This is a genomic window from Methylobacterium sp. J-026 (genome assembly GCF_022829585.1).
Lineage (GTDB): Bacteria > Pseudomonadota > Alphaproteobacteria > Rhizobiales > Beijerinckiaceae > Methylobacterium.
The window spans coordinates 1-4,704 of the sequence record NZ_JAKSYC010000291.1 but is presented as its reverse complement, the minus strand read 5'-3'; the positions used below and the strand labels follow the sequence as shown (position 1 = coordinate 4,704).

The following is a 4,704-nucleotide window of genomic DNA, read 5'->3' as shown; positions in this document are numbered from 1 at the left end:
GCCGGCGAGGCTGCCGTGCAGCTCGGCCGAACGCTCGTGCAGGGCGGTGGCGGGGCTACGGCGGATCAGGTTCTTGCGGGACGGTCGGAGGTACATCGCGGGAGCCTCGGGGAGAGGGGCGCGGGCGACCGGCCCGCCAGGGGTGGGGGTGAGGTTCAGAGGAGGGAGGCGAGGCCGGGGAGCACCATGCCGCCGCCGATGATGGCAAAGGCGGCCAGCAGCTCGGCGCCGGCGTCGGGGAAGGTGAGGCTGCGGCCGTGCGCGGTGTCCGGGCGGGCCGGGTTGACGGACCCGCACGGCTCGAGCTCGGCCTGCGCACGTTTGATCGCCTTAGCCGCGACCTCCCCGACGAGCCGGTCCCGGGCGATATCGATCCGTTGGGGGCGGTCTAGCCGGTCCGCCCGGACACCGCGCACAGCCGCAGCCTCCGCTTCCTCGACGTCGGCGCCGAGCTGCTGGCCGCCTTTGCCATCATCGGCGGCGGCATGGTGCTCACCGGCCTCGCCTCCCTCCTCTGAACCTAGCCCCCACCCCGAGCGGGCCGGTCGCCCGCGCCCCTCTCCTCGAGGATCCCGCGATGTCCCTCCGCACGTCCCTCAAGAACCTGATCCGCCGTAGCCCCGCCACCGCCCTGCACGAGCGTTCGGCCGAGCTGCACGGCAGCCTCGCCGGCCAGACCCGCCGGACCGTTGTCGCCAGTACGGTGGGGCGCCTCGTGCTTCACGACATCATGGCGCATACCATCGGGGACGCGGTGGAAGACGAAGCCAATCTGACCGTCGATAGGCGGCTGACGCGCGTGGTCCTGCGCGAGATCGTCAATCTGTCCAGCAGCACGGCTCTGACGCCACCGGCCGATCCGACCGACTGGCACAGCTCACCGCCGGGGTTCATGGCCTACCCAGCGGATGACCCGCAGTGCTTCGTCATCGTCCGGGAGGGCTTACGCCTGGAGCTGGAGCGCCTGCACCGGATCGCGCTGGCCGAGTACGCCCGCAAGGTCGGGCCAGACGCCACGGAAGCGAAGCGCAACCGCGTCCGCCGCGAGCTGCGCCTTGCTGTGTTCGAGTCCGCTCCCCCGAACGGCGATGCCGAGATCCTGGTGCTCGGTATGGACCTCGACGCCGTGCATGCCCGCTGGCGTGCCGCCGCACCCGCTTATTGGGCTGCTCAGAAGCATGTCGCCCAGGCACGCGAGAGGGCCAAGGCGCACGGAGGTTCGGTCACACGAGCCACCGAAGCCGCCTGGAGCGTGCCGGCGATCGGCGAGGCCAGCGACCTGTTTGACGAGATCGGCAGCGAACTGGAGCGGATCAGCAAAGCCATCTGGCGCACGCCGGCGCGGACGCCGCTCGGCCTCGCCGTGAAGGCGCGCGCAACCCTCGTCATGGTGTTCTTGTCGGGCCAGTACGAGCGCGACAGTCACCTTGGGGAAGACGAGGACCTGACGGAGCAGGCCGCCCGGGCGCTGATTGAGGCATGCTGCACGCTGGCCGGCGTCGATTGGAAGGGCCAGCCGATCGGAGAGGACGAAGCGTCTACGCCCACGCCACAGTCGGAGTTCGAGGCTGACTGCGCGTGGGCCAAGGCGCAGGCTGCCGCGGTCGACCTGTCCGGGCTGTCGATGCTGCAGCTCGCAAACCTTTTTGAAAGCTTCGTCAAAGCGGCTGACGACTGGCTCAGTTTGGATGGGGAGCCATGGCTTGAGGAGAGCCCAAACAGCTCCTTCCGCGTCCCGAACGCCGCCGGGCGTTTGATCGACCGCGAACAGAACCGAGCGGCGTGGATCCGCGACCGCATCGCCAAGGAAATGCAGGAGCGGACGCCTCTCACCGACACCGAGCGCAATCGCCGGCTTGAGGCGCTGATCCGGTACGAGCTGCTTTGTGAGGGCGGCCTTCACAACGCCCCCGAGCTGCGGGCCGAGATCGCCAAGGCGTGGGGCGGCTGACCGCCTGCCCCTTCCTGTCGCCGTGCGTACCGCCCCGGCCGGATCCCGCCGGGCTTCCCCCTCATCGTGACCCGAGACCATCACCATGGGCGATGTCCTGACCTTCACCCCGCGTCCGAAACCGGCCGCTCCGGAGATCCCGGAGCCGCTGACCGGACCCGCACTCCGCGCCAGCCTGGAGGAGGCGGCACAGATCGCCCTCGACGCGGCAGACCGGATCATCGCCGTGCTCGACCGCATGGACGGGGATCCAGACACCGAGGACGGCGGGGACGACGAGCCGTCCCTGGCGGCGCCAGAGAACGCCACCGGCAGCCAAGTCGTCTACATACGCGGCGGGGATCAGGACCGCGAGGTTGAGGCGCCCGAGGACGTTCTGTCGGAGGTGGCGGCAGAACCATCGTCAAGGGAGATCGCTTTGCCCTGGCAGGGCCGCGGGAATGTCATAGCTGCTGCTGGCGTAGTCCTGCTCAATCTTGCGCGGGTGCGGTGAGGGAGAAAGACTGGATGCCTGATCTTCGCTGGATCCAGCATCGCAATCAGGACTGGGTCGACTACATCGGCGAGGATGGCATCCCGGTTGGATCCATAAGCCCACTGCAGCAGGGAGGGTTTAGGGCCTGTACCTATCGCCCGAGTCTGGGATGGCCGCTGCGATACGACCGATACGCAGATGTCGTGACTGAAGAGGCTGCGCGGTCTTGGATTGAACAGAAGATTGAAGCGCGCACGCCCGCAGATACCGGCGATGCGCTTGAGGTTCGAGAGAGGGACACTGCTGCGTGAGGTCGGCTACACCAGATCGCTCGGCGGGCGGGGTGTTGGCTGAGCCGTTGCCGGTGGTCGATAGCTTACCCCGGCACGGGCGTGACAACGTCCTCGCAGCAGCTGGCACCCTGATCCTCGACCTGCTTGAGCGGGCGTGATGCAGCGCAATGTGGGTGGCAAGAAGCTTTTCAATTGATGTCGTGATCCGAACCTCGGCGTTTGAGCGTGACTGCCAGAGGGATTTGTTGATATCCAAGTGAGATGTCGGAAAATGCTTCGCCCTGGTACGTTGCTATCGGTGCCTCAGGAGGCGATGGCCTAGAGGACATCAAAGCGTTGCTCGCCGCCCTTCCGTTATCAATCCGGGCCGTAATCCTCGTTGTGTTGCATAGATCCTGGGACAAGCCTAGCAATCTGAAACCCGTGCTGGAGCGTGCCTGTACCCTGCCGGTCGTGATTGCCGAAGAGGACGATAAATTCGAGCAGGGTACCGTTTATATTGGCGAACCTGCTCAGCACCTCACCCTGGCGGCGCGTAGCCTAGGCGAGATAATCCATGATCCGGATCGCGTACATGGAAATCGGACTGTCGACCTACTCTTCCGCTCAGTCGCCCGGCACGGGCAGGGCCGCATGATCGGCATCGTTTTATCCGGATCGCTTGATGATGGGTCGCGCGGGCTCGCGGCAATCCATGAGGCGGGCGGCCTCACGATGGTACTCACGCCGGACCCGGAGCCGTACCGCGGCATGCCCAGGAACGCGATCAACTACGATGGTCCGGTCGATGTGATCGGCAGTCCGCGGGTGATCGCTGCCGCCATCATCAAGAGCGTTGCCAAAGGCTGAGCTTCAGAGTGACGCGTTCGAGACCGTGATCAAGATGGAGACCCGGCGCTGGAGCGTCCGCGAGAACGTCATCGCGGCGGCCCATTCCTTCCTCGTCGACCTGCTGGAGCGGGCGTAAAGTCGAAGTTGCTCTAGGTGGTGAGCTGCCATTGGGTTTCAGCCCGAAATCCGACATTCAGCTTGGCACTCGTCCCGCTCATGCGGCAGCCACGAAAACATCAGGGTCTGCGGCAATCCATTGCCGTAGTCGCCTCCGTTACGCTGAGGGCCCTACGCCGCGTCTCCAGTGGTGCATCCGGATCGTCCGAGATGGCCCCCGCCTCTCGCCTGAGTACCGCGTCGCAGGCACACGAGCTATAGCCGGCGGTGTCGTAGCAGGCATCGTGGTGCATGCAGGCGGCATCGAGAGCGTCGATGGGCGGCAATCCCTCGCCGCGCTGCCCTTTCCCGCAGTAGTTGCTGTGGAACAGTTCCTTGCCGGTCACGACCTTGCCGAGATCGCCCTTGAGCGAAGCCGGCGCCTCTGCTTGCCCGCTTGGATTGAGGTCGTTGGCCGGACCACCCGCCTTGGAGGCTGACGACCGCAGCGCCTTCGGGATGCCGGAGCGCTCCCCGGGCTCGTTGAGGGCTTCGGCCGCTCGGCCGTTGGGATCAGACAGATCTGGAAGCGGCGGAGGCGGCCCGGGGCGGGGGGCGTCCGCCTCGATGGTGGTGGACGCCACCTCATCTGTGGCGCCCTGCGCTTTGAGGCTTTGCGGGCAGGCCAGGAGCGACAGCCCAAGGAGCACAAGGATGGTAGATCTCAAAACAGGCTCCCGAATTTGGAGCGATCAATCCGAAGCTCGGCATTTCCGTTCCGCCGGAGCTCCCAACATCGGTAACCTGTAGGGGACCGATCCGAGCACAGTTCGGGGGCGGCCGCGGCAACGTCATCGCGGCGGCCGGCGTGACGCTGCTCGACCTGCTAGAGCGGGCGTGATGCCTAGGTCTGCTGAGGGTGGGAAACGGCCCGTCCGCTTTCGGGCGGCACATGGGCCGAAGCCGACATGCCGTCCCAACCCTTTCTCACATCACAGGCTTGCCGAGTGGATCGAAGAACTGCCTGGGCTTGCCACCATCATGGCCAAACCGGTGAG

At 66.3% G+C, this 4,704-nt stretch carries 7 protein-coding genes; 5 read left to right on the top strand and 2 right to left on the bottom strand.

The window, feature by feature from the left end:
- Positions 1 to 155: 155 nt before the first annotated feature.
- On the bottom strand, positions 156 to 416 hold the full coding sequence (locus tag MKK69_RS25020) for a hypothetical protein (protein ID WP_243972412.1): 261 nt from the start codon (positions 414 to 416) through the stop codon (positions 156 to 158).
- A 161-nt stretch (positions 417 to 577) separates the two neighbouring features.
- On the opposite strand from MKK69_RS25020, the gene MKK69_RS25015 reads away from it, so the two are divergent.
- The 5 genes from MKK69_RS25015 to MKK69_RS31105 all read left to right on the top strand — a co-directional run bounded on the left by MKK69_RS25015 (position 578) and on the right by MKK69_RS31105 (position 3,686).
- On the top strand, positions 578 to 1,951 hold the full coding sequence (locus MKK69_RS25015; protein ID WP_243972410.1) for a hypothetical protein: 1,374 nt from the start codon (positions 578 to 580) through the stop codon (positions 1,949 to 1,951).
- A gap of 85 nt (positions 1,952 to 2,036) precedes the next feature.
- Positions 2,037 to 2,444 (top strand): hypothetical protein, encoded by a 408-nt coding sequence (locus MKK69_RS25010; RefSeq protein ID WP_243972408.1) that lies wholly within the window; start codon positions 2,037 to 2,039, stop codon positions 2,442 to 2,444.
- A gap of 14 nt (positions 2,445 to 2,458) precedes the next feature.
- Entirely contained in the window at positions 2,459 to 2,737 is a 279-nt protein-coding gene (locus MKK69_RS25005; protein ID WP_243972407.1) for a hypothetical protein, read from the top strand.
- 243 nt (positions 2,738 to 2,980) lie between these two features.
- Positions 2,981 to 3,568, top strand: a complete 588-nt coding sequence (locus MKK69_RS25000; RefSeq protein ID WP_279598608.1) for a chemotaxis protein CheB — start codon at positions 2,981 to 2,983, stop codon at positions 3,566 to 3,568.
- Positions 3,555 to 3,686 carry a hypothetical protein gene (locus MKK69_RS31105; RefSeq protein WP_279598609.1) on the top strand — a complete coding sequence of 44 codons (132 nt, stop codon included), beginning with the start codon at positions 3,555 to 3,557 and terminating at the stop codon, positions 3,684 to 3,686. The genes MKK69_RS25000 and MKK69_RS31105 overlap by 14 nt, the downstream gene beginning before the upstream one ends.
- A 100-nt stretch (positions 3,687 to 3,786) precedes the next feature.
- Here the strand turns inward: MKK69_RS31105 and MKK69_RS24995 are convergent, their stop codons facing one another.
- Entirely contained in the window at positions 3,787 to 4,374 is a 588-nt protein-coding gene (locus tag MKK69_RS24995; RefSeq protein WP_243972402.1) for a hypothetical protein, read from the bottom strand.
- Positions 4,375 to 4,704 lie beyond the last annotated feature (330 nt).